Annotated in this window: 27 protein-coding genes; 17 read left to right on the forward strand and 10 right to left on the reverse strand. The window is 50.1% G+C overall.

Features of this window, described 5'->3' with window-relative positions:
- Positions 1-56: 56 nt before the first annotated feature.
- From ACEW81_RS03855 to ACEW81_RS03865, 3 genes are all read right to left on the reverse strand, one after another.
- Positions 57-512, reverse strand: a complete 456-nt coding sequence (locus ACEW81_RS03855) for a hypothetical protein (RefSeq protein WP_373531652.1) — start codon at positions 510-512, stop codon at positions 57-59.
- Positions 513-743: 231 nt separating this feature from the next.
- Positions 744-1160, reverse strand: a complete 417-nt coding sequence (locus tag ACEW81_RS03860) for a CBS domain-containing protein (RefSeq protein ID WP_373531653.1) — start codon at positions 1158-1160, stop codon at positions 744-746.
- A gap of 88 nt (positions 1161-1248) precedes the next feature.
- The gene (locus ACEW81_RS03865) at positions 1249-2169 is read right to left on the reverse strand and encodes an SRPBCC family protein (protein WP_373531654.1); all 921 of its coding nucleotides are present in this window, start codon (positions 2167-2169) and stop codon (positions 1249-1251) included.
- A gap of 389 nt (positions 2170-2558) precedes the next feature.
- Here ACEW81_RS03865 and ACEW81_RS03870 point away from each other — a divergent pair, with 389 nt between their 5' ends.
- The gene (locus tag ACEW81_RS03870; RefSeq protein ID WP_373531655.1) at positions 2559-3233 is read left to right on the forward strand and encodes a MarC family NAAT transporter; all 675 of its coding nucleotides are present in this window, start codon (positions 2559-2561) and stop codon (positions 3231-3233) included.
- Between the two features lie 41 nt (positions 3234-3274).
- On the opposite strand, the gene ACEW81_RS03875 is transcribed toward ACEW81_RS03870, so the two are convergent.
- The 4 genes from ACEW81_RS03875 to ACEW81_RS03890 form a co-directional block, all read right to left on the reverse strand.
- The gene (locus ACEW81_RS03875) at positions 3275-3937 is read right to left on the reverse strand and encodes a hypothetical protein (RefSeq protein ID WP_373531656.1); all 663 of its coding nucleotides are present in this window, start codon (positions 3935-3937) and stop codon (positions 3275-3277) included.
- 125 nt (positions 3938-4062) lie between these two features.
- Entirely contained in the window at positions 4063-5985 is a 1923-nt protein-coding gene (locus ACEW81_RS03880; RefSeq protein WP_373531657.1) for a hypothetical protein, read from the reverse strand.
- A gap of 462 nt (positions 5986-6447) precedes the next feature.
- Entirely contained in the window at positions 6448-7269 is an 822-nt protein-coding gene (locus ACEW81_RS03885; protein WP_373531658.1) for a Dam family site-specific DNA-(adenine-N6)-methyltransferase, read from the reverse strand.
- A gap of 869 nt (positions 7270-8138) precedes the next feature.
- Entirely contained in the window at positions 8139-9728 is a 1590-nt protein-coding gene (locus ACEW81_RS03890; RefSeq protein WP_373531659.1) for an aldehyde dehydrogenase family protein, read from the reverse strand.
- Between the two features lie 187 nt (positions 9729-9915).
- On the opposite strand from ACEW81_RS03890, the gene ACEW81_RS03895 reads away from it, so the two are divergent.
- From ACEW81_RS03895 to ACEW81_RS03915, 5 genes are all read left to right on the forward strand, one after another.
- Positions 9916-10323: a hypothetical protein gene (locus tag ACEW81_RS03895; protein ID WP_373531660.1), complete on the forward strand. Its 408-nt coding sequence runs from the start codon at positions 9916-9918 to the stop codon at positions 10321-10323.
- A gap of 174 nt (positions 10324-10497) precedes the next feature.
- Complete coding sequence (locus tag ACEW81_RS03900) at positions 10498-11043, forward strand: hypothetical protein (RefSeq protein WP_373531661.1); 546 nt, start codon at positions 10498-10500, stop codon at positions 11041-11043.
- A 264-nt stretch (positions 11044-11307) separates the two neighbouring features.
- On the forward strand, positions 11308-11775 hold the full coding sequence (locus tag ACEW81_RS03905) for a type II secretion system protein (protein ID WP_373531662.1): 468 nt from the start codon (positions 11308-11310) through the stop codon (positions 11773-11775).
- Positions 11776-11955: 180 nt separating this feature from the next.
- Positions 11956-12630 carry a response regulator transcription factor gene (locus ACEW81_RS03910; protein WP_373531663.1) on the forward strand — a complete coding sequence of 225 codons (675 nt, stop codon included), beginning with the start codon at positions 11956-11958 and terminating at the stop codon, positions 12628-12630.
- Between the two features lie 231 nt (positions 12631-12861).
- On the forward strand, positions 12862-13194 hold the full coding sequence (locus ACEW81_RS03915; protein ID WP_373531664.1) for a hypothetical protein: 333 nt from the start codon (positions 12862-12864) through the stop codon (positions 13192-13194).
- Between the two features lie 37 nt (positions 13195-13231).
- Here ACEW81_RS03915 and hemB read toward each other — a convergent pair whose 3' ends face one another.
- The gene (gene hemB / locus ACEW81_RS03920; RefSeq protein WP_373531665.1) at positions 13232-14215 is read right to left on the reverse strand and encodes a porphobilinogen synthase; all 984 of its coding nucleotides are present in this window, start codon (positions 14213-14215) and stop codon (positions 13232-13234) included.
- A 338-nt stretch (positions 14216-14553) separates the two neighbouring features.
- On the opposite strand from hemB, the gene ACEW81_RS03925 reads away from it, so the two are divergent.
- The 6 genes from ACEW81_RS03925 (at position 14554) to ACEW81_RS03950 (ending at position 18343) form a co-directional block, all read left to right on the forward strand.
- Positions 14554-14781, forward strand: coding sequence for a hypothetical protein (locus tag ACEW81_RS03925; protein WP_373531666.1), 228 nt, complete (start codon positions 14554-14556; stop codon positions 14779-14781).
- Between the two features lie 63 nt (positions 14782-14844).
- Positions 14845-15696, forward strand: coding sequence for a hypothetical protein (locus tag ACEW81_RS03930; protein ID WP_373531667.1), 852 nt, complete (start codon positions 14845-14847; stop codon positions 15694-15696).
- A 6-nt stretch (positions 15697-15702) separates the two neighbouring features.
- Positions 15703-16404, forward strand: coding sequence for a non-canonical purine NTP pyrophosphatase (locus ACEW81_RS03935; protein WP_373531668.1), 702 nt, complete (start codon positions 15703-15705; stop codon positions 16402-16404).
- A 426-nt stretch (positions 16405-16830) separates the two neighbouring features.
- Complete coding sequence (locus tag ACEW81_RS03940) at positions 16831-17166, forward strand: CxxC-x17-CxxC domain-containing protein (RefSeq protein ID WP_373531669.1); 336 nt, start codon at positions 16831-16833, stop codon at positions 17164-17166.
- 32 nt (positions 17167-17198) lie between these two features.
- Positions 17199-17393, forward strand: a complete 195-nt coding sequence (locus tag ACEW81_RS03945) for a hypothetical protein (protein ID WP_373531670.1) — start codon at positions 17199-17201, stop codon at positions 17391-17393.
- A 44-nt stretch (positions 17394-17437) separates the two neighbouring features.
- Positions 17438-18343 carry an acyl-CoA desaturase gene (locus ACEW81_RS03950; RefSeq protein ID WP_373531671.1) on the forward strand — a complete coding sequence of 302 codons (906 nt, stop codon included), beginning with the start codon at positions 17438-17440 and terminating at the stop codon, positions 18341-18343.
- A gap of 161 nt (positions 18344-18504) precedes the next feature.
- Here ACEW81_RS03950 and ACEW81_RS03955 read toward each other — a convergent pair whose 3' ends face one another.
- Entirely contained in the window at positions 18505-18837 is a 333-nt protein-coding gene (locus ACEW81_RS03955; RefSeq protein ID WP_373531672.1) for a CxxC-x17-CxxC domain-containing protein, read from the reverse strand.
- Positions 18838-19200: 363 nt separating this feature from the next.
- A complete protein-coding gene (locus ACEW81_RS03960) occupies positions 19201-19938 on the reverse strand; it encodes a M48 family metallopeptidase (RefSeq protein ID WP_373531673.1) in 738 nt (245 codons plus the stop codon).
- A 267-nt stretch (positions 19939-20205) separates the two neighbouring features.
- Here ACEW81_RS03960 and ACEW81_RS03965 point away from each other — a divergent pair, with 267 nt between their 5' ends.
- The 5 genes from ACEW81_RS03965 (at position 20206) to ACEW81_RS03985 (ending at position 23675) form a co-directional block, all read left to right on the forward strand.
- The gene (locus tag ACEW81_RS03965; RefSeq protein ID WP_373531674.1) at positions 20206-20574 is read left to right on the forward strand and encodes a hypothetical protein; all 369 of its coding nucleotides are present in this window, start codon (positions 20206-20208) and stop codon (positions 20572-20574) included.
- A gap of 291 nt (positions 20575-20865) precedes the next feature.
- Positions 20866-21219 (forward strand): hypothetical protein, encoded by a 354-nt coding sequence (locus ACEW81_RS03970; protein WP_373531675.1) that lies wholly within the window; start codon positions 20866-20868, stop codon positions 21217-21219.
- A 47-nt stretch (positions 21220-21266) separates the two neighbouring features.
- Positions 21267-21902 carry a methyltransferase domain-containing protein gene (locus ACEW81_RS03975; RefSeq protein WP_373531676.1) on the forward strand — a complete coding sequence of 212 codons (636 nt, stop codon included), beginning with the start codon at positions 21267-21269 and terminating at the stop codon, positions 21900-21902.
- A gap of 87 nt (positions 21903-21989) precedes the next feature.
- Complete coding sequence (locus ACEW81_RS03980; protein WP_373531677.1) at positions 21990-22718, forward strand: tetratricopeptide repeat protein; 729 nt, start codon at positions 21990-21992, stop codon at positions 22716-22718.
- A 141-nt stretch (positions 22719-22859) separates the two neighbouring features.
- On the forward strand, positions 22860-23675 hold the full coding sequence (locus ACEW81_RS03985; RefSeq protein ID WP_373531678.1) for a tryptophan 2,3-dioxygenase family protein: 816 nt from the start codon (positions 22860-22862) through the stop codon (positions 23673-23675).
- Positions 23676-23693: the final 18 nt, after the last annotated feature.

Consider the following 23693-nt stretch of genomic DNA (forward strand, 5'->3'; position numbering starts at 1 on the left):
TGCACCCAGGCTTTCTGGAAGGTGTGGCCCTTCATCACGGATGAGGCCTGGAGGCGTTATTTTTTTTCAGGCAGCAGGTGGGCATTCACATGAACGTCAATGGCTTGCCAGTAAGCTTTTATGGTTTCCAGCGTGGTGCTTTCCGCTGGAGTCAGCCTGTTTTGCAGTTGAGTTACCTGAATGCGATCGCTTTGTAGGGCCTGTAAGTGCTGCTGAACTTCCTGCTTTTTGTTCGTGGGGCTGTGGGCCAAGTCCTCACTCAGCCGGTTGATGCCTTGATCCAGCTTACGCAGGGTGACGGCCATATTGGCTGACAGCCGTTTTTTTTCCTGCTGCATAAATGCGGCGGTGGTAATCAACGCCTTTGTGGATTGAGCGGTGACCTGTTGGAAGGTAATGTCGGTTTTCTCAGACGTTTTCAAGCTGGACTGTTGAACGGGTGCAGGGACTAATAGGTTGAAAAAGAAATAAATGGCGGCACCTATCCCTAAAAATTGAATCATCGCTTTCATAAGCATCTCCCGGAAAATCAGGAACAGCCTTGGTTTTACGGATACCTGATTTTATCAGACGGTTGCCCGAGTTTCGCAATTGCTCTATTGCCTATGGCCCTATTGAAGGGCCTCTGTTATGGGGGGATCGCTTTTTATAGTTCCCAAGCAAAAAACTCCCGCTGATTCCCACTGATTGATGGGATAGCGGGAGATTCCTGCCGGGGTGAGACACGAGCAGGGGGGCGCGGTTTATTGCACCACCGCTTCCACCAGCTCGCTTACTCTTTCTTTGACCTCGCTTTTGGCTAAATCCCCTTCGCTAATAATGCCCACCAGACATTGCTCTTCGTCCACCACCGGAATACGGCGAATTTGCTCTTTTTCCATGCGCGCAATCACCGTTTCAATGGGGTCGGTTTGCTCGCAGGTCACAATGGGGGTGGTCATGATTTCGCTCACCGGGGTGTCTTCAGGATCCAGATAGTCCAGTACGGTTTTCAGGCAAATATCACGATCGGTGATGATGCCCACGCAATGATCCATTGCGTCCACCACCGGTACCACCCCGCAATCTTCCCGGTTCATGACCCGAACAACATCCATAATGGTATTTTCTTCCCGACATACTGAGGGGTTTGAGGTCATTACATCTTTTGCCAGACACATGATAGAAGTCCCTCCGACGGTTGCGCTCTGTGGGGTGAAAGAAATTTTGTAAAATGACGTTGATTCTGTAATGGAATTTTGGCCAACTTTACGGTTCCCGTTGGCTCTCTGCTTTCGGCTCTTTCGATTCCGCCATCGATTTCAGTGTTTCTTCCCGAGGGCCTCGCCCAATGTCAATTTCTTCGTCAATGCCTTCGGTGTAACTCTCTATATCTTCTTGCTCCGTATCCAGACTTTCTGTAAAAACGTCCTCTTGATTAGGCGTGTCGCCAAAATCTTGCATGTCTCTTAAGTCTTCACTGTATAGGGCGCCTTCCTCCGACAGGTAGGGCGTTTCTGAGGCTTGCAACGTTTGCAGCGTCTGTGTTGCTTCCAGATGTTCTTCCGCTTCTCCCAGAATCACAGCGTCACTGACGTCGTTATCAAGCCCATAAGGACCCTCATAGCCTGTTTCTTCTGTTTCGCTCAATGCCGGGCTTGTTTCTTCTGTTTCGTTGAAGGCATTGGAGGCTACCGCTCCCGATACCACAAACTGCTCTGGTTCAAGCGTTTTGCCAACATGCGCTTTTTCAGTAGGAACATTGGTGCCTTCCACTAGATGTTTGAAGTTTTGCAGCTCTTCCTCTACCATTTTTTGAGGGTTCAGAACCAGTTTGGCCACGGTTTCCCCTAATGGCCCGGCGGGTGCCTGATACTGCAAATCACAACGTAGCAATGTTCTTTGATTATCCAATTCCTCAAAGCGAATACGTCCTTCGGCGCTGATTTGAGACTCTTCCACGGTGTGCCAGGTAATCAGTCGATTGGGATCATCGCGATCAATGGTGGCATCCCACGCCACATCAGAGCCGAGTGGGCCAGCCACCACCCAGTGCCATCGTTTTTCTTCCAATGGCTCCACCGCTTTTATATGGGTCATAAAGTGCGGAAATTGCTCGAAATGGTGCCATGTTTCATAACAAGCGTGAGCGGGCGCGTCAATTTCAACGGTACTTTGAAAGCGGTCCATGGTCATTTCCCCCATTGATTCATGAGGCTTTGTGTTCACCAAGCCCAATAAGGTCCGTTACAGGCACCTGTCAGTTAAAAAACACTGACGAGCAGGTAGTGGAAAAATGAATGGATACATTGGGGTGATGAATAAAGCGGTTCCTGGGCCGAAAGATCCAAATTTACTATCAGGAATGGAGGCTTTCTGCCTGTCATAACCATATCAAAGGGTGTGGTGGCGAGCAATTCCCCACCTGTCTAAAATACAAGCCGGGTTTGCGGTTTCAGGCTGAAGTATCTCAAGGCAATTTTGGGAGATCGGTTGTTTTCATGAAGAAGCATAAACCCGCTTGCGTTTAGGCTTTATTTTCGTTGTGGCCCCCTGAATTTTGTTATAGGTTAAGCATTATGCATTTTCCGCTCACCATTAATTTTCATGACCTGATTATGTTCTTTGTAGGAACATTTATTTCCCTGTTTTCTATTGTGGATCCGCTCATGGCGGCCCCCTTGTTTGTGACCCTCACCGACGGCCAAAGCTCGGAGAAACGAAATCAGGTGGCTCGCAGGGCTTCTTTGTTTGCTTTCGCTATTTTGGGCATCTTTTTTATCACGGGTAGCCTGATCCTGAATTTTTTCCAGATTTCCATTGACGCCTTACGCATTGCGGGTGGGCTGATGATTTTAACTTCCGCCTACGGCATGTTAAACAAGGAAGACAGCCTGGATGAGGTGGAGGAAAAAGAGGCCAAAAAGAAGGCCAACAAGCATGATGATATTGCTTTTTCACCCTTGGCCATGCCCATTCTCAGTGGTCCGGGCGCGATTGCGGTTATCATCGGAATGACCGCCAACGCGGGTGGCTCTGTTTTCAAATATCTGGTCATCTTGCTGGCCATTATGGCGGTCTGCTTTAGCAGTTACATCACCATGCGGGTTTCAGAAACCATTATGAACCGCATGGGACCTACCATCGTGAAGGCGTTTACCCGCATTATGGGCTTTATTCTGCTGTGCGTTGGGGTTCAGTTTTTGGTGAACGGTATTTCCCCGCTTTTATTTACGGCTTTGCACGGAAAATAAAAGCGTTTGGGAAGCGCTTTTACAGTTACAGGGCGCTTGTTTTAAACGTCCAGATAATCAACAGGTATAAAAATGTTGTCAGGCTCTTGGGCTTGAGGGGCCAGTCTCAATGTGAGCGCTTTTAGTTTTTCAGCCTGCACGCTTTCCGCAATATCTGCCGGGCTTAGCGTGTAGTGAGGAAAACTTTCCAGCTTGCGGAAGGGGAAATCTTTTAAAACCACTTGCCGGGAACGATAGGGCGATGGGGGTGGTGTGTGGGGCTGCGGTGAATTTTTTTTGGGGCGCAGTTTTTGAGAAAGCGGGTTACTTTTGGGTGGGTGCGTTTTTGAGGCTTGTGTTCCCGGTGGGTAAGGGTTTTCGGGTTGGGTTTTTGGGGTATGGAGTTTGTTAACCAGCGCTTGCAGCCATGGCCGTTGCAGTGCCTTTTGGCTCAGGGCGTGAATCCCTTCTTTTGAGTCCTGCAAAAATTGCTGGGTAGGCTTCGTCCATCCAGCGATACTTTGGGAGATGCTTTTGGATTGTGTGGTTTGAATTGGAGGGTCTGCCCCCATGGCCCAAGGCGGGGACACGGGTTCACCACCGGGTGAGGGGTTGTAAAAGCCTGAATAGGGTGCGCTGTTCGAGGGCGTTTGCGCCATTGGCAGAGGCATGGATTGCGCTTTTTGCGAGGCCCACTGACCTGCCTGATGAAAGAGTTCCAGCATGGAGAAACAAAATATCCGAACCCTACCAATACAGGCCCGATTGTAACCCACAGATGCTTTGCAAAATAGAGCGCTTGCCAAACAGCACGAAAGCCGTTTTTGGTTTAGCTCAGGCGTTTTTAGGATTACAAGGTGCTGGGATCAAAATAGTTGGTGCGCCCGTGGCTTTTTTTCTGCTGGCCATCGTAGTTGCTTATAATCGAGCTTTCCATGCTTTTCATCTGTTTGCTGGCCGGGTTATCAATAATTTGAGAGGGGGACAGCGAAAAAGAAGGCATTGCTTTGGGCTGAATGCCCGCTGGGGCTTGAGGCACAAAGCCCGGTGGCTGCAATGGGTTTTGAGGAGAGTTCACACTGGCCTTTGACATTGGGTTAGGGGCCATGCCGCCTGCTGGCTGCATGCCGGGAGGGGTGATGATGCCTTGCGGTGCCTGGGCGGGTTGCTTGCCTTTGCCATCCAAGCTGTCCTTGCTGGGTTTGCCAAAAATCAGGTGCGCTATTTTTTCGCCCCCAAACTGGAAGGCGGAACCAATGGCGAACATGGCAATCAGCTCAGTGGCCAAGCCCCCCATGGTTAGTCGGGCAAAAAAGCCGCCAATACCTTTGCCGAAAACAGTCCCCATGCCTTTGGCAAAACGACTGCCTTCGCCACCCAGCAGTTTTTGGACGCCTTTGCCAAAGCGTTCCCCAAAAATGGGTATCCGGCTTCCAACCGCATTGTCAAACGGGCGCATCGTGCCAAATTTACCCAGTAATTTATGAAAGGCGGTTGAACTGTTTAACCATTTACGCCCCAGTTCCCAACCCACAAAATTGGCAATGCCGGTGCCGAAAAAATCGTGGAAGAAGGTTCTGGTTTTTTCCCCTTCTTTGGCATTTTTGGCCTTTTGGAGGGACATGCCGAAAAGAAAACCGCCAGCCATCAGAGGGCCTAGCAGGCTGGCATTGAAAATACTTTTAGAGCCCAGGCTTAGCGTATCCCCGTTAAAAATACGCTGGATGTATTGCCCACTGAGGGCCATCATTCGGCCTAGCGGGCCAACATTGCCTTCTGCCAGCTTGGCGGTGAGTTTGGCCTGAGCCTCATAGGCAGGCTTGTAATGGCCTTTCAGCCCTCGAATTCTTTCTTTGAGCCCCCGCAGTTTCTGTAAAATCTGTTTTTCATCGGGAGAGAGCGGGTGGGTGGCGTTTTCCAAATAGTGCAGCTGGGCACGGGCCTGATTTAAAGTGGTTTCAAAATTTAAATTGTGAGGGTTTTTTAGCCATTGGGCATCTTTTTGAGCAAAGTTGAAAAATGGGGTATCTGCCTTGAGCCGTCGTTTTTCTTTGCCTCTCAGGATTTCCTGATAAGCATCGGAATTGGCGGGTAAGTCTTTGATTCTCTGCTTAAAGTTTTTATCAACGTGCTGGTTGTAGGCTTTAATAATATCCAGCTTTTTGGCCTGCAAATACTGTTGTTCATACGCTTTTTTCAGGTTGTCATTAAAGCGGTTAGGAAATTTTTCCATCATCGCTTCAATATGGCGTTTCTCCATGTCAGAAACCGAATTCTGCGCGTACTTTTGCCATTGGAGCTTGGCAGGATCTTTAGAGAGGTTCACGGGGACGCTGGAGGCGGTGGTTAACAGGCCTTCCTTTAACCACGGATGTTTGCCACCCAGTTTTTGGTAACGGGCGCCAGCCCAGTCCGTCAGTTTTCGAACACCCGGAACGTTGTCCAGCCATTTTGCGACGGCGGGAATGGGGCCATTGTACTGTTGGCCCATTAGAGCTGAAAAGCCATAAGCGGTACCCAACCCGGCCACCATGCCAATCCCCATTTCCTTGGGGCCTGGAAAAATATTCAGTAAATCTCCCCCGTTGGGGTCTGCCACCTGTTGTTGCGCTTGGGCCATCATGCGGGGATCAACCCCTCCTTGGGCCATGGCGGCTGCCTGTAGCGGGTTCATTCCAACAGGCCCATCTGGCGAGGGTTGCTGAGGGGGCATCAGCCCGTTTAATGCTGGCGGGAATGCTCCCTTTTGAAACTGGGGAAATGGTTGGCCCATGCTAAATCGTCCCTATTGGTGTCGCCTTTGCCTGCAGATGTATCCGTGACATCTTGAATTACAGGCATAAAAACAGGCAATGGGTATTTTGTGTTACTCAAAGTCTCCATTCTGTTTCTTATCTTAGCTCGAACAATCAGCAACACAAAATGCCTGTTGAGCAGGTTCTTTTAACAGGCTCTACACCCGTGAAAGGAGAAACGGCCCTTTATCTACATTGTTTGAAGGTGGGCGGCAGGCCCGAATTTTTGTAGAATCAAGGCCATACTCGTAAACTTGCGGGTGGTTCAAGAATAGTAAACAAACATAATTGTGGATTTCTGATTTGATTTAAAACGGGCGCAATTCAATGGCGTCCGTTTCTTTTTGGTTCGTGCCGTCAATAATAGCCCCGTGGGCGCAGCCCAATAGATTTGCCGTAATCACAGACAATGCGTTCAAACGGATAGGCTGTTGCCGGAACTAGCCCGCCAAAATTTCCTCATCCCCAAACAGGGCCAGCATTTCATTGGCCTGTCCACGGGCATCGCCTTTGCAGCTAATGAAGCGGCGCACCTGGAAGGATACAATTTTAGCGGATTCGTAAGCGGTTTGGGTAAAGGTGGTGTCGTGGTTTGAAATTACCACGTGGACGCCTTTTTTAGACAAGCTTTTTGCCAGCTCAGCCAGGGTTTGCTGTTCCTTAATGCCAAAACCGCCGCTGCTGTAGCTGGTAAAGTTGGCGGTTTCTGTCAGGGGCACATAGGGCGGATCGCAATAAATGACATCGCCGGGTTGCGCCATTTCCATGGTTTCCACAAACCCTTGCTTTAACAGGGTGACACCCTGAATTTTGCGGTGAAACTGGGCCATTTCCTCAGCGGGAAAGTAGGGCTTGGTATAACGGCCAAAAGGAACGTTGAACTCGCCTTTGTTGTTGTATCGGCAGAGTCCGTTGTAACCGTGGCGGTTGAAATAGAGGAACAAGGCGGCTCTTAGTCTTGCATCGGTGAGGCTGTTAAACATTTTACGGAACTGGTAGTAAGTGTCTGAATCATTCATTTCTTTGGCAAAAAAGGTGTTGCAGTAGCCAATAAACCGCTCACCATCCTTTTGCAGGTAATGGTACAGGGTCATCAGGTCCTCGTTCACGTCGCTGAGGATGGCGCTGTCAAAGTCGGTATTCAAAAAAACAGCCGCGGAGCCTGCGAATGGCTCAATCAATCGGTTTCCGGCTGGCAAAACAGCCTTGATTCTGTCGATAATGGCAAATTTGTTGCCTGCCCATTTTAGGAACGGTTTCATGATTTCTCCACTAACCTTTACCTTTCTTAACTCATCATAATATTCTTTTACAATTTCGGGAAGCCCACCCAGCAAAGTTTTTTCAAGATCCTCTCCCTGTAGGAGCCTTTTAAGCAAAGCCCTTTCTCTGATCGGGTTCTGGATCTACACGCTCTGAAAAGCCTTGCGGGATCAGGATTTGGATCGATCCTGTTAACATGCGCTTTGGTTTTCAGGGTGTAGGGGTGTAAAAAAGCGGTTTGCCCGCTGATTTTTGAGGTGAGTTTAAAAAAAATGGGGACCTTTTTGGGTTTTAATTCAAATTTTAATAAATAAGTTGTTTTGTGCTGATAGCTTTATTTGGTTTTTGGGTTGGAGAGAATAGAACACTTTAATATTTTTGTTACAGGGGGTTTACTTTAAATCCTGAGCGAGGACAATTAAACCTATTAGAACTGACTTGGGTTTTAGTATTTAATTGAATGGTCGGGTTTCATGGGTTTGGTTTCATAGCTTTTAAATAAGTGGGCAATCCATTTCTCTCGATCTATTTAAAGGGCTTTGCAAACGGCCAATTAGGGGTTTTACATTTACATTCTCTTTGCTTAGAAGCCTTTCCTGGTTTGGAGGGTGCTTTCATCAAGCTGAAAAAATTAAATTAAAAAGACTACAAAAAAGGTGATGAACATAGGTTTCCGAAAGGAAACCTTTTTTTTGAACTAAAGTCCGAAAGGAAACCTTTTTTTGAACATAAATCCGAAAGAAGCCTTTTTTGAGCTAAACGTCTCAAAGGAACTCTTTTTAGACAAAAATCCAGCAGTAAGCCAGCTGTTGATGAAAGCAGGGAGGGCAAGCATTGCTTGGCTCCGAGGGATGCCATGATGTTTGCTTTAAAATTTGGTGGCGGATCGATGGGTCCAAAAGGGCCACCACCGTTTGGGGTGCCATAGGGCGTTTTGTCTGCCAGCCAAGGCTAAAACGGTTTTAGCCCGGTCTTTCGTTGATTGAGCGGGCTTTCCAAAATGCCAAAGGGGCTTGCTCATAAAGGGGATGCCATACATCAAATTCTCGCTGAGGACTTGCAGGCGGCTCAAATCGGTTAAGGCGGCTGCCCCGTGGCTAACGCCGGAGCCACTGTGTTTCCAGCCGCCCCAAGGGGCGCAGGGCAGGGCGTAATTGGTGGGCCCAACATCATTAATCACCACCGTGCCGCAATGCAGCAGGCTGGCCACTTGCCGGGCCTGAGAAGGGGGGCCAAAAACGCTGGCGGTTAACCCAAAGGGGGTATCATTGGCCATGCGCACGGCCTGCTCAATGGTGTCATAAGGGATGACGGGCAATACCGGGCCGAAGCACTCTTCGTTCAAAATACGGGCGCTGGGCGGCACTTGGGTAAATAGGGTGGGGGCGTAGAAAAAGCCGGGGCCTGGCAAGTGATGTCCTCCCTGCAGTAGCTGAGCGCCTTGCTGTATGGCGTTTTGCACTTGCTCGTGAATTAGAGTGCGCTGGGCCTCGTTAATGAGGGGGCCTACCTGAGGGTCTGGCTGATCGGGCGAACCAACCCGCAAGCGCTGCATTTTGCTTGCCAGTAGTTTCAGGAAGGCGGCTTCATGTCGGGCAGGCACCAACAGGCGCTTGACGGCGGCACAGGTTTGGCCCGCGTTAATAAAGCGCCCCCACAGTGCATAGCTGGCCGCTTTGTCTAAATCACAGTCTTCCAGAATGATCATGGCGTCACTGCCGCCTAACTCCAGGCTGCACCACAAATCTCGTTCTGCCGCCTGTTGAGCGATTAACTGCCCGGTGCGCCGACTGCCCGTAAAAATAACCCCGTCAATCGGCTGGGCCAGTAACTGAGCGCCGGTGGCGCCATCGCCTATCACTATTTGAGCGATTTCCGGGTCAAGGCCCGAGGCGCTCAGGGCGTCTCGAACCACTGCAATCAGGGCTTTTCCACACTCAGGGGTGAGTTCGCTGGGCTTTAAAACAACGCTGTTTCCGGCCATCAGGGCGGCGGCAATACCGCTGCAGGCAATGGCTACCGGAAAATTCCAGGGGGCGATAATGGCGATGACTCCTCGCGGATGCCAGGTTTGATGGTGCAGTCGTGCGGTGACCAGTGAGAGGAGATCGGGTTGAATTAAGCTGGGCCGCAAGCGTTGAGGGCCAATTTCGGCATAGTAGCTCAGTACATTCAGGGCGGTTGCGATATCGGCTTCCAGAGAATCTCCGAGGGGTTTGCCCGTTTCCCGGCTAATTATTTCGGCCAGCTTATGGGCCTGTTGATACAGCCGGTTGCGCATGGCTTTTAAGCCATGGGCCCGTTTTTTAAGGGATATTTTCTGCCACTGGCCTTGCGCCAGCCGAGCCCGAAGCACGGCGGCCTCCACTTCGGCTTCCGAGGCCACGGGATAGTCGGCGATTAGTTGGCCTGTGGCGGGATTCAATTTACGGATATGACGGTCGGCAAGGGTTGGCATTAGCGGAATTCCCATTCATTGATTTCTTCCTATTATAACGATGAGGATCTTGAGTTGCTTTGGGAACGAAAGTCTTTACCCTGATCAATAACACACCGCAGTTGGGTTCAAAAAATTTCAATTGAAGTTTAGGGATTTCTGGTCGAAGGAGTGGATATCCCGATATTTCTGAACGTGGAGGATAGCCATGAGTTTTGGCAAGGCCGTTAAAATATTTCAACTTCAAATCCTGAAACAGTCCGGTGTGAACGTAACGCCGCAGCAGTTAGGCCTTAAATCCGACCCCATTGCGGACTTGCAGGCGCAAAACCTGGCCGGTGGTTCTTTTAGAAATGTGCTGGGTGGCTTAACCCCGCCCACGCCTCCCACCCCACCCGCTGATTTGACGGACAGCGCCGCGCAAACCCAGTATCAACAGGATTTGCTGGCTTATAACAATAATTTTCAAAGCTACAATCAACGCATGATGCAGTTGATGTTGCAGCAATTCCAGACCATGCAGCAATCTTTAGTAGCCATGCAAAGAAACAATACCAATAACTCATCCACCACGGATAATAGTGATACGGGTGCTGTGGGCGGGATATTGGGTTAGGCCCTGAGGCGTGTTGATTGCAATGGCAATGCATGATTTGAGCTGAGCAGTTGATATGGGAGCAAGGGTGGCATATCCCTTGTAAGGTGAGCTTTTGTTTTTGGGTATGGGCGTGTGAATTGAAAATACGGAGTAATGAGGACAATGACTGTTAAAAAATGGAGCGCAGGATTGATGGCGCCAGTTAAATTTTTGGCTCTGGTTGTTTCGCTGGGTGTTTGGGTGGGCGGTTCTACGGCCTGCGCTTTTGCGTTGGAAAGTTTGCCCAACGTCGATCCTGCTGCTGCTTCAACCCCTTCAAATTTTTCCCGTGAGTTTTCCCCTCCTTCTCTGGCCGGATTGCGTTCCTTTGATGTCTTCGGGTTGGAGAAAGCCAGTTTTTCGGCTTTCCGGGAGAACGTGCCACCCGAAATTACGGAATACGCTCGGGCTGCCTTGCAGGCCGATACCCGGTTTGAGTACAGTTCTCCGGGCCAGGGCGTTTTAAAATTTGAATGCGTTGATTTCAAGTGTAACCGGATTCGGGCCGAAGTGACCCATGGGGTTGATGGTCCGGTGCTTTGGCAAACCGCTAGGGTGTATCGGCATTGCCCTTTGATTCGGTTCAGCTTTCAGCCAGACAGCAAGAAATTTGCTTATCGCATGGTCGAGCAATTGGGTCGTGATTATCAAAACGCTTTAAAAGCCAGTCGGGTCAAAATTGAAATTGAAAATCAGTAAGTTTGTCATTAACAGACTGAAGCCGTGTCGGGCCACCCTTGCAAAGTCGGGGTGGCCCCTCATTTTAGTTAGAAAATTCAGTGCCGCTTCTGAAAACTCAAATCGGTTAAGTAGGGCATTTTGAGCGTTTAAAACTCCGGTATAATAAAGGTAAAATGTATCTCTCAGCCATGCTGGCTTCAAATCAGTATGGATGCTGGATAAACGGTTTTAGAAACGCCCGTTTGATAATGCCTGAAGCAGGAAGAGAGTTTGTAGTTTTTCATGAAGCCCAGCGTTCCCAACTATTTGGCCCCCTTTGGTATTAATTTGGTTGAAACGGTTTTGGTCATCGCCGTGATTGCGGTGTTATCCATTTTTGCCATGGTTTCGTTTGGCGGCTCAAACGAAGAGCGGGATGCCGAGATGGTGATCACCGCTCAGGCCACCTTGCAATCGGTGGTGACTCAGGGGGCTACCCGGCTGGATATGAAGCCTGCGGAGTTCAAAGACGATCATTATGAGATGGTGTTGACCGCCGCACGGGCCAGTATTGGCCAAAAATACAGTCACAAGGGCGATGCGCGGTTGATTCGGAATGATTCCCGGTTTTTGCTCAACATTCCTTCCACCGGTCGCTCGGCTGAATTTCAGGTGGACCCCAATGGGACAGTGCGATTGGTGAGCATCGGTAAATTTTCGCCCGATAAATACAAAATTGACCCGGCCACTGGCATTTTATATAAGCCTTGAGCTTTCCGGGCTGAAGTGTTTCAGCAGGTCAAAAAGCCTGTTTGGCGCTATTTTTTTGAGCGTAGCGCTACGATTCATTGTTGAGCCCAAGTTAAGCCCAGGTTGAGCTCAAGAAAACGGCCCTTGAAAGCGGATGTAATATACAATAAAGATAGAGTCAGCAGATAGAGACGAGCGTTGATGAAAACACGGGTTTTAATCGTGGAAGATCACCAGATGACCTTGGTGGGTCTGAAAATGCTATTAGAAAAAAACGAAGGCATTGAGGTGGTGGGGGAAGCGGGCAATGGACTGGAAGCCGTTTCCAAGGCCGATACCGTGCAGCCGGATGTGATTCTGATGGATATTGGGCTTCCTGAAATGGATGGCGTAGAGGCCACTCAGCGTATTAAAAAAGCGCACCCCGGCACCCGAATTATCATGCTGACCTCCAAGGATAATGAGCAAGATGTGTTTGCGGCCCTTTCCGCCGGGGCGGATGCTTACTGCATGAAAGGGATTTCGATCGATGCCCTGACCGCGGCCATTGAAGCGGTTAAAGAAGGGACTGCCTGGTTAGATCCCGCTGTAGCCCGCATGGTGTTGGGCCGTTTTCAGGGTGGTCCACCCGGATTGCCCTCGGGTAATGCGTCCACCGCTTCCGATTCTTCGACCGCCTCGGATTGCCCTTTGACGGCTCGTGAAATGGAAGTGCTGCGGCTGATTGTGGACGGTCTGTCCAACCCGGAAATCGCTGAAGCCTTAACCATCACCAAGGCCACTGCCAAGGCGCATGTCCATAGTATTTTGCAAAAATTGTGCGTGGATGATCGAACTCAAGCCGCTGTGTTGGCCATGCGTCAAGGTTATGTTTAATCTGGCTGACTGCCCCTGATAAGCCAGCTCAAAGTTGCTATAAGCTTTGGTGCTTGAGCATGGGTGTTTGACCTGAAAATTACCAAACCGGGGAATAGGCGAGCCTGAGGCATCGTTTTACACTGGAATTCGCACCCAGACCGGGTTGCTAAAATTCTGGACTGAATCATCGGTTGGTTAATTTATCGTGCCTAAAGGGCTGTTTATGCTCCCAAAGAGCGGGGAAGATTCATGCGTTCACGTTCAAGAACCGCAAGAAGTTTGCGTCGCAGGAGTCTGGCCGGGTATTACCTGCCAGACTCTGTGGATTGGAAGCGTTTGGTGGATAAATTGTCCATGCACCTTTGCTCGGCAAGCGAGTGGCAGGCTTATGACAAACAGCGACGCGAACAGGCTCGTCAGGCTCAGCAAAAGCCGTTAAAAGGGGCCACCATTTATGTTTTCCCAATCTGGTGCAAGTACAGGCAGCAGGCCCGAAAAATAGCTTGTTTACAAAGTTTTGCGCCTGTATTGCGTTATTTGCCGCTACCGGTTTCCAGTTTTTTAGGGCGCATGTTTTTTTGAGCCATTTTGAAAAAAAACGCAGTGCTGGCCTGGGTTTTCAGGTGCTTTCCGACAGCCAGCGTGCGGCATCCATGGCGTGGTAGGAAATAATCAAATCGGCCCCGGCTCGTTTAATGCCGGTTAACAGCTCCAGCACAGTGGCACGTTCATCGAGCCAGCCGTTGGCGGCAGCCGCTTTAACCATGCTGTATTCCCCGGACACATTGTAGGCCGCCACGGGCAGGTTGGTCATTTTTCGAACCTGACAAATAATATCCAGATAAGGCAGCGCGGGTTTGACCATGACAATGTCGGCGCCTTCCTGAATGTCTAAAGCCACCTCTTCCAGGGCTTCTCTAGCGTTTCGGGGGTCCATTTGGTAGCCCTTGCGATCGCCGGTAGCGGGGGTGGATTCGGCGGCATCCCGGAAAGGCCCGTATAAAGCGCTGGCATACTTGGCGGAATAGGCCATAATGGGCGTATCGTCATAGCCCGCGTCATCTAAAGAATCTCTGATGTACCCAACCCGGCCATCCATCATGTCTGAGGGGGCAATGATATCCGCTCCGGCTTCCGCCTGGGCCACGGCGGCGCGGGCTAACAGTTCTAAAGAAGGGTCATTCAGTACCCGACCATCCAGCAATACGCCACAATGCCCGTGACTGGTGTATTCACAGAGGCAGGTGTCGGCAATTACAATCAGGTCCTTGCCAAATTGTCGCTTGAGCTCACGAATGCCCCGTTGGGCCACGCCTTGCTCAAACCATGCCCCGGAGCCTTCCTGATCTTTTTCGGCTGGAACGCCAAAAACCAGTACGGATCGAATGCCTGCTTCCAGTGCTTTTCCGGCTTCAATCACCGCGTTATCCACGGAATTTTGAAAGACACCGGGCATAGAGTTAACCGGAATCCGGCTATGTCGCTCGTCATTGATAAACAGGGGGTAGATAAAATCTTGCGGGCGCAGGTGGGTTTCCGCTACCGCTTCACGGAGGAGGTTGGTTTTGCGAAGTCTTCTCTTTCGGATGATCGGAAAATTCATTCGGGTGGGGGGTTCCATCATTGCGTAGGAATGGGTAAATTAAAGGGTAGAGGGTATAGAAATCTTAACAGAATATTTCTTTTAGACCACTATCACTCTGCAGAAACAGCCGCTATAATCATAAATAGAACCACTTAAGAAATGAATGGTTTTCCTTTGTTTTTCGGTGAGTGTTTTTTAATCCATTTGATTGTTCATTTTTAATGCCATTGTTCGATCCGGAAATTCGCGCTAATGTCCATTGTACGGGCCATCATCACCTCCATTCATCTTTAAAACAATATTAGCTGGCAATGCTATCCATCACATTTTTAATAAAGAAAGGCTTGGCTAGGCACATGAAGTCTTTGAAAGACTACGGCAATCATTTTTTAGACGGAATTCTGGATCTGAAAATTTCGCCATTAGAGATTACCCTTATTGCCGCCCTTGCCTTGATGTGCCTGATGAGCGCCATTGATTACAACCGGGAAGGCGAGATGCAGGGTCTACAGCAATTGCATGTGGCCAGACAACAAGCCCAGCAGGAATTGATGGCTTTGCGCTCACCCATTCAGCCCAACTAGCCTGAACCGTACGCTTCAGGCTATAATAGCCTCTGTTGTGAAGCAGGAAGCAGGATTGAAATCGTGCTTGAGGCCGGTCGTTTATTAGAGTCTTGCCGGTTTGCTATGCAATCGGGTGGCAATCAGCTGGGGTTTGCGCTGCGTAATTTCTTAAACTGGCAGCCTTTGCCCTTTGTAGAGGTGGCGGGCTCCTCTCTGGAGTTGACCTTGAGGCATCCAGAGTCCTTATCCAAAGCCCGTGGACTGTTGGGGGAATACGATTTGTCTTCTTTCCAGCAGCGGGCCAGCAGCCAAAGGGTGCTGGAGGCCCTGACCTATCTGGAATGGCTGGATGCTTTTTATCAGGCCCTGCCACAGGCGTTTAGGGGCTTGAGTCAATCAGGCTGCCTGAATTGGCTGGATGTGGGGGCTAAGAACTGGGCTTATGTGGATGCGCTGGATGCGTTTTCTCGCAAGCAATTTCAGGGCGCTTATCGTTTGGATGGTGTGGAACTGGATGCCCACAGGCGCTATCAGGATTTCACCACCCGCAGTCAGGCTGCCAACGCGTATATACAGCCCTTGCCCCATGCTCAGTATCACGAGATGGATGTTTTGCATTGGCGGCGCACGGCGCATATCGTCAGTCATTTTTTGCCATTTGTATTGAAGAATCCGCATTTGGCCTGGGGGCTTCCTTTGCATTATTTTCAGCCTCACCTGTTATTGCTGCATGTGTTGGGGTTACTGGAACCCGGTGGGGTTTTGCTGGTGGTCAATCAGGGGGAATGGGAGGCGGAAGCCCAGCAACGTCTCTGGGAGCAAGCGGCTGAGCATTATGCGCTGGAAATTTACCCTTTGGGCGTTTTGCCCACCTCGTTTGTGACTTATCGTTATCCCCGTTACGGTTGGATTTGTGTGAAGCAGGAGTTCTAAGCCCGGATGTCTGAGACAATCATTACGCTCGCCACCCGCAATGAGGGGAAGCGTCTGGAACTGGAGCAATGGTTGAGTCTGCAAAACTCGCCCATTCGTCTGCAACTCAACCACACGGTGGGCGATATTGAGGAGACAGGGAGCAGTTTTCTGGAGAATGCCCTCATTAAAGCGCAAAGCACCCCGCCGGTGGTGTCCGGGGGGTGGGTGCTGGCTGAGGATTCGGGCCTGGTGGTAGATGCCCTGGATGGTTTTTATGGGCTTAGCCCCTTTCCAGGCTTGCATTCCAACCGCTGGCTTACTCCCGAAATTCGGGAAACGCTTCTGGGGCAGTCGTTCCCCAATCGGGGGCCATTGGATCGGGTAACGGAAGCAGGCATCACCAATAGTGATCTGTGTTACGGGCTACTTCAGCTGATGCAAGGACAATCCAACCGGCAGGCCCGTTACTGTTGCGGCATGGTGCTGTGGCACCCGGATTCACAACAACGCATAGAATTTCTGGAAAGCGTTGAGTTATGGATGATTGATACGGAACCCAGAGGGCTGAACGGCTTTGGCTATGACCCGATTATGGTTCCTCTTAATGCGGCAGGACGTCCGGCTAGTCAAACGGTGGCCGAGTTGAGTCCAGAATCTAAAAACTTGATGAGCCATCGAGGCAAGGCCTTTCACAAGATTTTGAGCGAATGGTTGAAAGCGTTTTAGTTTACAAATCGTAATAATGACACCGGGCATTGCTAGAGGATCCAATATCGCCCAATGTGGGGTGGGCTGGGCAACAGCGCCCGTTGATTTCATCGCTACAAAGCCACTGCCGGGAAAATACTTTCTTTTGGATAGTGGGCTGTAGGGATGATTATATTTTTTCTTAAATCGGGGGCAAATGGTTTGACAGCGGCTTCAGGTCTGTGGATTGGCTCTGCTGTTATTGAACTTGCTGATTTTAAAAACTTGAACATTCCCCCGGGAAGGGGCATAATATTCGTGAGCTCAGGTTCGAAATACGATTTAGGCTTTTTTATTCGCCTTTATCCGAGGTCCGCCAAGGTTTTTTAGAATCCGGATAATTCGAATTAAAGCTTATACTTCGTTACAATCCTTTCAATCAATAGTAAAGAGGCGTTATTCCTAATGGACAAAGATATTTCTTGTAAAGCTTGCGGCACTTCCTTCGTTTTCACTCAGGAAGAGCAAGATTTTTATCAATCTAAAGGTTTTTCCGAACCTGGGAAGTGCAAACCTTGCCGTGATGCAGCCAAACAAGCCCGTGGCGGCGGTGGCGGCGGCAGTCGTGGTGGTTACGGTGGTGGCGGCGGCTTCGGCGGCGGCGCTCCTCGTGAAATGTTTGACGCAGTTTGCGCCGGTTGTGGTGTGCAGACTCAGGTACCTTTTCAGCCCAACGGCTCCAAGCCTGTTTACTGCCGCGAGTGCTTCCAGGCTTCTCGCACAAACAACTACTCTTACTAAACCGTCGAAGAAAAGGTTAAAGGTGACGCCAAATGGCAAAAAACAACCAGAAGAAAGAGAAAGCGCTGCGTAATCTTGAGAACGCTCGCAAATACCGTAAAAAGAGTACCGATAAGCGTCGCCGCTTTGCTGGTCCTCGTCCTGCTGCCCCTGGTACAGGCACTCAGCCTGCGGTTGCTTTTCAAACAGCGCCACAGCCTGTTTCCTCTCCAAATCCTGAAGCCTAGTAACATATTCGTTTGTTTTACGTTCAAGCGTAAGGATTTTTTGAATGTCCCTGCTACCTCAACGGGTTAAACAATCGCACCTTCGGGTACACATGCTGGTTGCCCTGGTTGTTGTTCATGGTTTGGCTCTGGCCGCTCCATTTACATTTACCTGGCCTGGATTTGTTTCCTTTGTGGTGATGATGTTTGCAACAGGATGTCTCGGTATTACGCTCTGCTACCATCGGTTGTTGAGTCACCGTAGCTTCAAAACCCATAAAATCGTGAAATATTTTCTGATGCTATGCGGAACGCTTTCTCTGGAAGGCGATCCCGCATGGTGGGTTGCTACACACCGATTACATCATCGGGAATCCGACCAGGAGATGGATCCGCACAGTCCTCGTGTTAGTTTTGCCTGGGCACACATGCTTTGGCTGCTGTACGATGACGGTCGCTCCAGAGATCCGGTTTTATTGGCCCGTTTTATCCCGGATTTGGTGAATGATCCCTGGGCAAAATTTCTGGAAAAGTTCTTCCTGCCGATTAATCTGGGCTTTATCGCCTTGTTGTTCGGCCTCGGCTACTGGATGGGTGGTTTGAAAACCGCCATTTCCATGGCTGTTTGGGGCGGGTTTTTCCGAATTGCCTGGGTGTGGCATATCACTTGGTTCGTTAATTCAGTAACTCACGTTTTGGGGTACCGGAATTACGAAACCAAAGATGATAGCCGCAACATCTGGTGGGTGGCCTTACTTTCTTTCGGGGAAGGATGGCACAACAACCACCACGCCAATCCCAGTGCTGCCAAAAGTGGTCATCGCTGGTGGGAATTTGACCTGACCTACGGTGTGATTAAAGTAATGCAATTCACCGGCTTGGCCTGGAAAATTCATCCGGTTGTGGAATCTCGAGAGCCCGGTATTGTTCAAAACCTATCAAACAAGCAGCCACAGGTTGCGGAAGTTTAATCAGGTAACGAGCGCTACTGCTGGAAATCCATAAAGCTTTTACCCCTTGTTTCCTTCGGGAAGCAGGGGGTATTTCTTATTGGCTGTGCAATGTTTAAAAATCAATAAAAAAGAGACGAAGATCGCGCTTCGTCTCTTTTTGCTTATTAAAGCGGCTGCCCTTAATAAAAGGAGCGGCTGGCCTGAAAGCATTCTTTGCAGTAAACGGGCTTGGAGCCGTTGGGTTTGAAAGGCACCTGAGTCTGCACACCGCATCCAGCGCATACCGCGTCAAACATTTCACGGGGAGCACCGCCGCCGCCGAAGCCGCCGCCGCCACCGTAACCACCACGACTGCCGCCGCCACCGCCGCCACGGGCTTGTTTGGCTGCGTCACGGCAAGGTTTGCACTTTTTAGGCTCCTGAAAGCCTTTGGTGAAGTAGAACTCTTGCTCTTCGCCAGTAAAGGTAAAGTCTGTACCGCAAGTTGTACAGACGATTTGTTTGTCTTCCATTGGATATGGCCTCATTAAGAATTGATTGTACCGGGGAGTTTTCTTGAACGAGGCCTGGTCTGTAAGACTGAGAAACCTATCCGCAGAAACTCTCAAATGTATTATGGAATCATTTTTGGCAACTTTCAAGCCCTGTTTTTTGCGTCAAAAAGACTGGAAAGCATTGCGTGGAAACCTTTGCGCCGAACTCTTCCAGTCTTGACACTGGCCTGTCCTTGCTGGTTCACATCACTCAAAAATTCAGAGCTTGCCGCTATGCGCTTACCCCTCTTTTTGCCGTGAAAAACTCGGGCATCGCAAAACAGTACCCGAAGAGGTTGACGCATCAGGGCTTGCTGGACTTGTTTGGGCTTTGATGTGGGGCTATTGCAAAGTCAGTTTGTGTTTCTTGACCAGTGCTTCAATGCGATCCCGGCTAATGGGGTGGGATAACAAAAATCCGGGTTTGCCGTTAGAAGGTGCATTGGCTTCCAGAATGTCAAAAACCTGCAGGGCTGCCTGGGGATTGTAGCCAGCCTTCACCATTAGTTGCACGCCCAAATCATCGGCCTGATATTCATAGCCTCTAGAAGATTTTAAATCCACCAGATTGATGCCCAAGCGGCTGGCCATTGCCACCATGCTGTTTTCCCCCACTTGACGACTTAAAAAGAAGTCCAGCAGAGACAGCCCGGTGCGGCGGGCCTGGGTTTTGCCAATATGAGACAGTAAAATATGCGCCAATTCGTGGGAAATCACAAAGGCCCGCTCATCGTTGGTTTTCAATTTGTTCAGCAATCCATCGGTGAGAATCAGGTTTTTGCCATCGGTCGCTGCGTTCAGGGTATCAGAACGCTCAATTTTCAAGGCGGGAGAAGCTTCGGCTGGCACTTGGTTGGCCGCCTCTAATCGATCCAGAATGGCCTGAGGGGTGCTTAATGCGTTGGATGTCTGGATTTGTCCCTGAATTTGGGCCACTGGCACCGGCGTAAATCCGCTCACCCCTGTGGTCTGCCCATAAGAAGAAGGCATGATTTGGGTGTACTGTTCCAGGGCTTGGGCAGGCCCTGCCAGATAGAGCAATTGGGTTATTAACAATAGGGAAAAGGCCATTTTTTGCATAAGTCAGCTTCCTGGCGAATGATCCACCAATAATACAAGAGATTTAACAACAGAGACGTTCTCAGCGGAGGGGTTCCGTCACCTAACGGCAGAATTTCGGCCTCTGTTCTTTCATTGTAATTGACTTTGGATGTTCTCCCAAGAAAAGCAGGCCCCACAATGGCTGAACTTGCCGCCCAGTGGCGTTGGCTGTTATGCTGAAAAAGGGCTGTTTGGCAGGGTCTTAGCCAGAGCCGGGTTCGGTAAGCTAACGGGCAGGTTTTCATCATGCGAGAATCGCTTGATTCAAAATTGAGTGGAACTTCCAAGCCCTTAAAAGGTCCATCTGCTTCTGAGCTTATTCTCGCTCAGCTGGAAGAACGGGGATTGGGCTTGGGGTCTTTGAAAACCGACTGGCAGGTGGTTTTGTGGCGGGTTAAAGTGAAACGAGGGGGCCTTAAATTGAAGCTGCACCCGTTGGGGCCAGTGGATGAAGCGGCCTTACACCTTGCCTTGCAGCAGGCCTTGGGTGGAGATATCAAGCTCAGTCTAAAGTTCAGTGAGATGTCCACCTGTTGTGGCAGTCAGTGTGAAGGCTGTTTGCTGGGTAATCCTGACTTGAAGGTCCAATGGCTGGCCCCGCTATTAGAGCCTTGAGCCATGCCGGATTTCATCGAAGCAGGAGGCTCTTTTGGGTTATTTGGCAAAGTTATTTTTGTAAAAAGAAATGTCGATACCTCTGGTTTGGCCTTGCCGCCTTTTTAATGTTTGTTGTATTTTAATATTCTAAATCAGTGTGCTCAATTTGCTGGCTGATTGGTTCAAGTGGTTCCTATCGTCTGGGTTTTTAAAATGTTGAAGTTCAATACAGCTGCACAGGCTTCGTTGAAGTCTGGTAATCAGCGCTCCATTGGCGCCCCCCTTTTGTGCTCAGCAAAGAGCGCTCCGTTGGCTGTTTCTTTCGCAGATCCTACGTCTGCTCATAGCCCGGTTCGCTTTCAGGCCAATGTAAATCAGAATCAGGCAAAGCCAGAAGTGCGGCCTGTGGTCAAAAAGCTATTTGGTAACCCGTCTAAAAATATGATGTGGAGCCTGGGCTATAGTATCGGCGGCGTTTTGTTACTGCCCTTGCCGGCGGCGGCCACCAGCGCTTTTTGTCTGGCTGGCGTTCACTTGCTATCGGCCTCTTATCAATTTCTGACTCGAAAAACAGATCCGCCCTCATCCGCAGGGAGTTCTCCCCCATTGGCCAGTCAGGGAACGCCAGCGGCTGCTCAGAAATCCCTTTCGGTGGTGGGTTGATTCCGTTATCTTAAAGAGAGAACAGGCAGCATAGGGAACCATGGCGGATGCAAAACGTTGATTTCTGGGAAAACCTTTATGTGGCAGAGAACACCCCTTGGGATCTGGCCGGGCCATCTCCCCATTTTGTGGCGCTGCTCCATCAAAAGCCGGATTTTTTAAAGCCGGGAACCATGGCGGTGACTGGCTCCGGTCGTGGGCATGATGCTGCCCTTTTCGGACAAGCTGGATTTGAGGTCACCGGGTTTGATTACGCCCCGGCCGCGGTAAAGTTAGCCGCTCAGCTTTATGGCGGTTTGGCCCGTTTTGAAATGGCGGATATTTTTGAGCTGCCAAGTAGCTCTGGCTCTAATGCTTTGGTGTTTGATTATGTGCTGGAGCATACCTGCTTTTGCGCCATTCCAGTGGAGCGGCGCACGGATTATGTCAAAACGGTGTGTCATATCCTGAAGCCCGGTGGTTATTTAATAGGCGTTTTTTGGGAGCATGATCAAGCGGATGGCCCACCCTTTAGCACCACTGAGGCCCATTTGCGTCAATTTTTCGAGGCTGATTTCGAGTGGATTTCTCAGGAGGAAAAAGCCCCTGTTGCGGGCAGATCCGGTGTGGAACGATTGGTTGTTCTCCGTCGAAAAATGGATGTTTGCGCATCAAAATCACCCATGAACCCCGAAATTCAATAAAATAAGAAAGCAGCGTGTCCGTCCATTTTGAGATCAGGATAACCTGCCGTTATTCAACCGGATTTGAGAGTATTGGGAGAAATGCACATGCGGAAATTTCGGGTTCACTCAAGCGATTGGCTCACCTTGGCTTGTGTGGCTTTTTCAATCAGTTTGTCCGGTTGTACGCTTTTAGAAAAATTACCGTTCCCGGCCAAGTCACCTGCCAGTGATGAAACACCTGCCCTTTCCACCTCCGGAAAGGCCGATCCCGCCTCGCTGAAAAAGCTTTTGGATTCGGGGAACGCAAAAGCCAAGGCTGGCCAGTGGGCGGCGGCAACCGATGACTTTAAACAAATACTGGCAGCGGATGCCCGGAATATACAGGCCCATGTGCAACTGGGCTGGGCCTACGCCGAGCAAAAGCAGTGGGAAGAGGCCAAGGGCCACTTAATCAGCGCCGTGGCGCTGGACCCTAATAACGCGGGCGCCCATGCCAACCTGGCCTGGGTTTACGCCGAAACCCAACGCTGGCAAGATGCCCAGGAGCAGGCCAAAAAGGCCATTGATCTGGATCCTAAAAACTCTTATCCCCATGCCACCTTGGCTTGGGCTTATCAATCTTCTGGACAGCATGATTTGGCAATTGCCGAATATGAAAAATCCTTGGAGCTGAATCCCGCTTTGGAGAACTCCCGGCTGGCGCTGGGTATTGAGTATTGCAATAAAGGCAACCCGGTTCGGGCCAAAGCCCAGTTGGAAAAGCTGAAAAAGCAAGGCTCTGACCGCTCCACCGATTTGCAGGCCCGCATTGACAAAGGGTGCGCCGCTCGATAGTCACTTCTTCTCCCAAGTCCTTGGACTCTCCTGTCTCTGGCGGGCTTTAATTTTGCTCTGGCATGCGCCTCTGCTTGGAAGCGGCTGCTTTTTGCTGGATAATAATACGGTCAAGCCATTGAGTCAGGGAAGAGATCGTTCGTGAGTGAGTCTTCAAACCATGGGTTTCAAGCCGGTTCAACCGGTTCGGATGAGGGGAAACCGCATCCCGATGTAACGGGTCGCTATTATATACCCGGCTTTCCCATTGGGGAAGGCAAAACCGATTATGAAAAATATTTGCGAACCGTGGAACTGCTTAGTTTGCAGAAATCGGCGGCGGAATCGGTTAGTCCTGAAGAATTGCTGTTTCAGGTCACTCATCAGGCCTCGGAACTGTGGATGAAGTTGATGCTTCGGGAATTGAATGAGGCCATAGCGTTTATGGCTGCCGACAACCTGTGGATGGCCCTGCGGTCTTTGCGGCTGGTTCACGATTGTCAGCGGGTTTTGGTGATGCAGGTGGACTTGATCGGCAGTCATATCAGCATTGTGGAATATGGCAAAATTCGCACCGCCCTGGGGCAGGGCAGTGGGATGGAGTCTCCCGGTTTTAACTGGTTGCTGGAAATGGCCCCTAAATTGGGAGAGGCTCTGGATCAGCTCCTGATTCGTCGCCAGATTACCATTCGAGAAATTTACACCCAGTATCAGCAACACATGGAGCTGCACACCTTGTGCGAGGCGCTGATGGATTACGATGACCTGTTTCACAAATGGCGCGCCCACCATATGGCGCTGGTGGCCCGCACCATTGGCACCGATTCCAATTCTTTGAAAGGGCTGGCCACCCAGGTGTTGCAAAAAGGGGTAAAAATCCGCTTTTTCCCTGAATTACTGGAAATTCGCAGCATTTTAACCAACGAAAGCGGCGTGGCTTACGGCGGGCAGCCCTTGGGATCTGAAGGCACCCCTTAGCTGCGCTTTTTTATGCTT

Origin of the sequence: Vampirovibrio sp. (genome assembly GCF_041737375.1) — a bacterium.
Lineage (GTDB): Bacteria > Cyanobacteriota > Vampirovibrionia > Vampirovibrionales > Vampirovibrionaceae > Vampirovibrio.

What these genes read in the sequence shown, in the direction of transcription:
- ACEW81_RS03855 (WP_373531652.1), bottom strand. Translation starts at nt 512, where the DNA reads ATGAAAGCGATGATTCAATTTTTAGGGATAGGTGCCGCCATTTATTTC.
- ACEW81_RS03860 (WP_373531653.1), bottom strand. Translation starts at nt 1,160, where the DNA reads ATGTGTCTGGCAAAAGATGTAATGACCTCAAACCCCTCAGTATGTCGG.
- ACEW81_RS03865 (WP_373531654.1), bottom strand. Translation starts at nt 2,169, where the DNA reads ATGGACCGCTTTCAAAGTACCGTTGAAATTGACGCGCCCGCTCACGCT.
- ACEW81_RS03870 (WP_373531655.1), top strand. Translation starts at nt 2,559, where the DNA reads ATGCATTTTCCGCTCACCATTAATTTTCATGACCTGATTATGTTCTTT.
- ACEW81_RS03875 (WP_373531656.1), bottom strand. Translation starts at nt 3,937, where the DNA reads ATGCTGGAACTCTTTCATCAGGCAGGTCAGTGGGCCTCGCAAAAAGCG.
- ACEW81_RS03880 (WP_373531657.1), bottom strand. Translation starts at nt 5,985, where the DNA reads ATGGGCCAACCATTTCCCCAGTTTCAAAAGGGAGCATTCCCGCCAGCA.
- ACEW81_RS03885 (WP_373531658.1), bottom strand. Translation starts at nt 7,269, where the DNA reads ATGAAACCGTTCCTAAAATGGGCAGGCAACAAATTTGCCATTATCGAC.
- ACEW81_RS03890 (WP_373531659.1), bottom strand. Translation starts at nt 9,728, where the DNA reads ATGCCAACCCTTGCCGACCGTCATATCCGTAAATTGAATCCCGCCACA.
- ACEW81_RS03895 (WP_373531660.1), top strand. Translation starts at nt 9,916, where the DNA reads ATGAGTTTTGGCAAGGCCGTTAAAATATTTCAACTTCAAATCCTGAAA.
- ACEW81_RS03900 (WP_373531661.1), top strand. Translation starts at nt 10,498, where the DNA reads ATGGCGCCAGTTAAATTTTTGGCTCTGGTTGTTTCGCTGGGTGTTTGG.
- ACEW81_RS03905 (WP_373531662.1), top strand. Translation starts at nt 11,308, where the DNA reads ATGAAGCCCAGCGTTCCCAACTATTTGGCCCCCTTTGGTATTAATTTG.
- ACEW81_RS03910 (WP_373531663.1), top strand. Translation starts at nt 11,956, where the DNA reads ATGAAAACACGGGTTTTAATCGTGGAAGATCACCAGATGACCTTGGTG.
- ACEW81_RS03915 (WP_373531664.1), top strand. Translation starts at nt 12,862, where the DNA reads ATGCGTTCACGTTCAAGAACCGCAAGAAGTTTGCGTCGCAGGAGTCTG.
- hemB (WP_373531665.1), bottom strand. Translation starts at nt 14,215, where the DNA reads ATGAATTTTCCGATCATCCGAAAGAGAAGACTTCGCAAAACCAACCTC.
- ACEW81_RS03925 (WP_373531666.1), top strand. Translation starts at nt 14,554, where the DNA reads ATGAAGTCTTTGAAAGACTACGGCAATCATTTTTTAGACGGAATTCTG.
- ACEW81_RS03935 (WP_373531668.1), top strand. Translation starts at nt 15,703, where the DNA reads ATGTCTGAGACAATCATTACGCTCGCCACCCGCAATGAGGGGAAGCGT.
- ACEW81_RS03940 (WP_373531669.1), top strand. Translation starts at nt 16,831, where the DNA reads ATGGACAAAGATATTTCTTGTAAAGCTTGCGGCACTTCCTTCGTTTTC.
- ACEW81_RS03945 (WP_373531670.1), top strand. Translation starts at nt 17,199, where the DNA reads ATGGCAAAAAACAACCAGAAGAAAGAGAAAGCGCTGCGTAATCTTGAG.
- ACEW81_RS03950 (WP_373531671.1), top strand. Translation starts at nt 17,438, where the DNA reads ATGTCCCTGCTACCTCAACGGGTTAAACAATCGCACCTTCGGGTACAC.
- ACEW81_RS03955 (WP_373531672.1), bottom strand. Translation starts at nt 18,837, where the DNA reads ATGGAAGACAAACAAATCGTCTGTACAACTTGCGGTACAGACTTTACC.
- ACEW81_RS03960 (WP_373531673.1), bottom strand. Translation starts at nt 19,938, where the DNA reads ATGCAAAAAATGGCCTTTTCCCTATTGTTAATAACCCAATTGCTCTAT.
- ACEW81_RS03965 (WP_373531674.1), top strand. Translation starts at nt 20,206, where the DNA reads ATGCGAGAATCGCTTGATTCAAAATTGAGTGGAACTTCCAAGCCCTTA.
- ACEW81_RS03975 (WP_373531676.1), top strand. Translation starts at nt 21,267, where the DNA reads ATGCAAAACGTTGATTTCTGGGAAAACCTTTATGTGGCAGAGAACACC.
- ACEW81_RS03980 (WP_373531677.1), top strand. Translation starts at nt 21,990, where the DNA reads ATGCGGAAATTTCGGGTTCACTCAAGCGATTGGCTCACCTTGGCTTGT.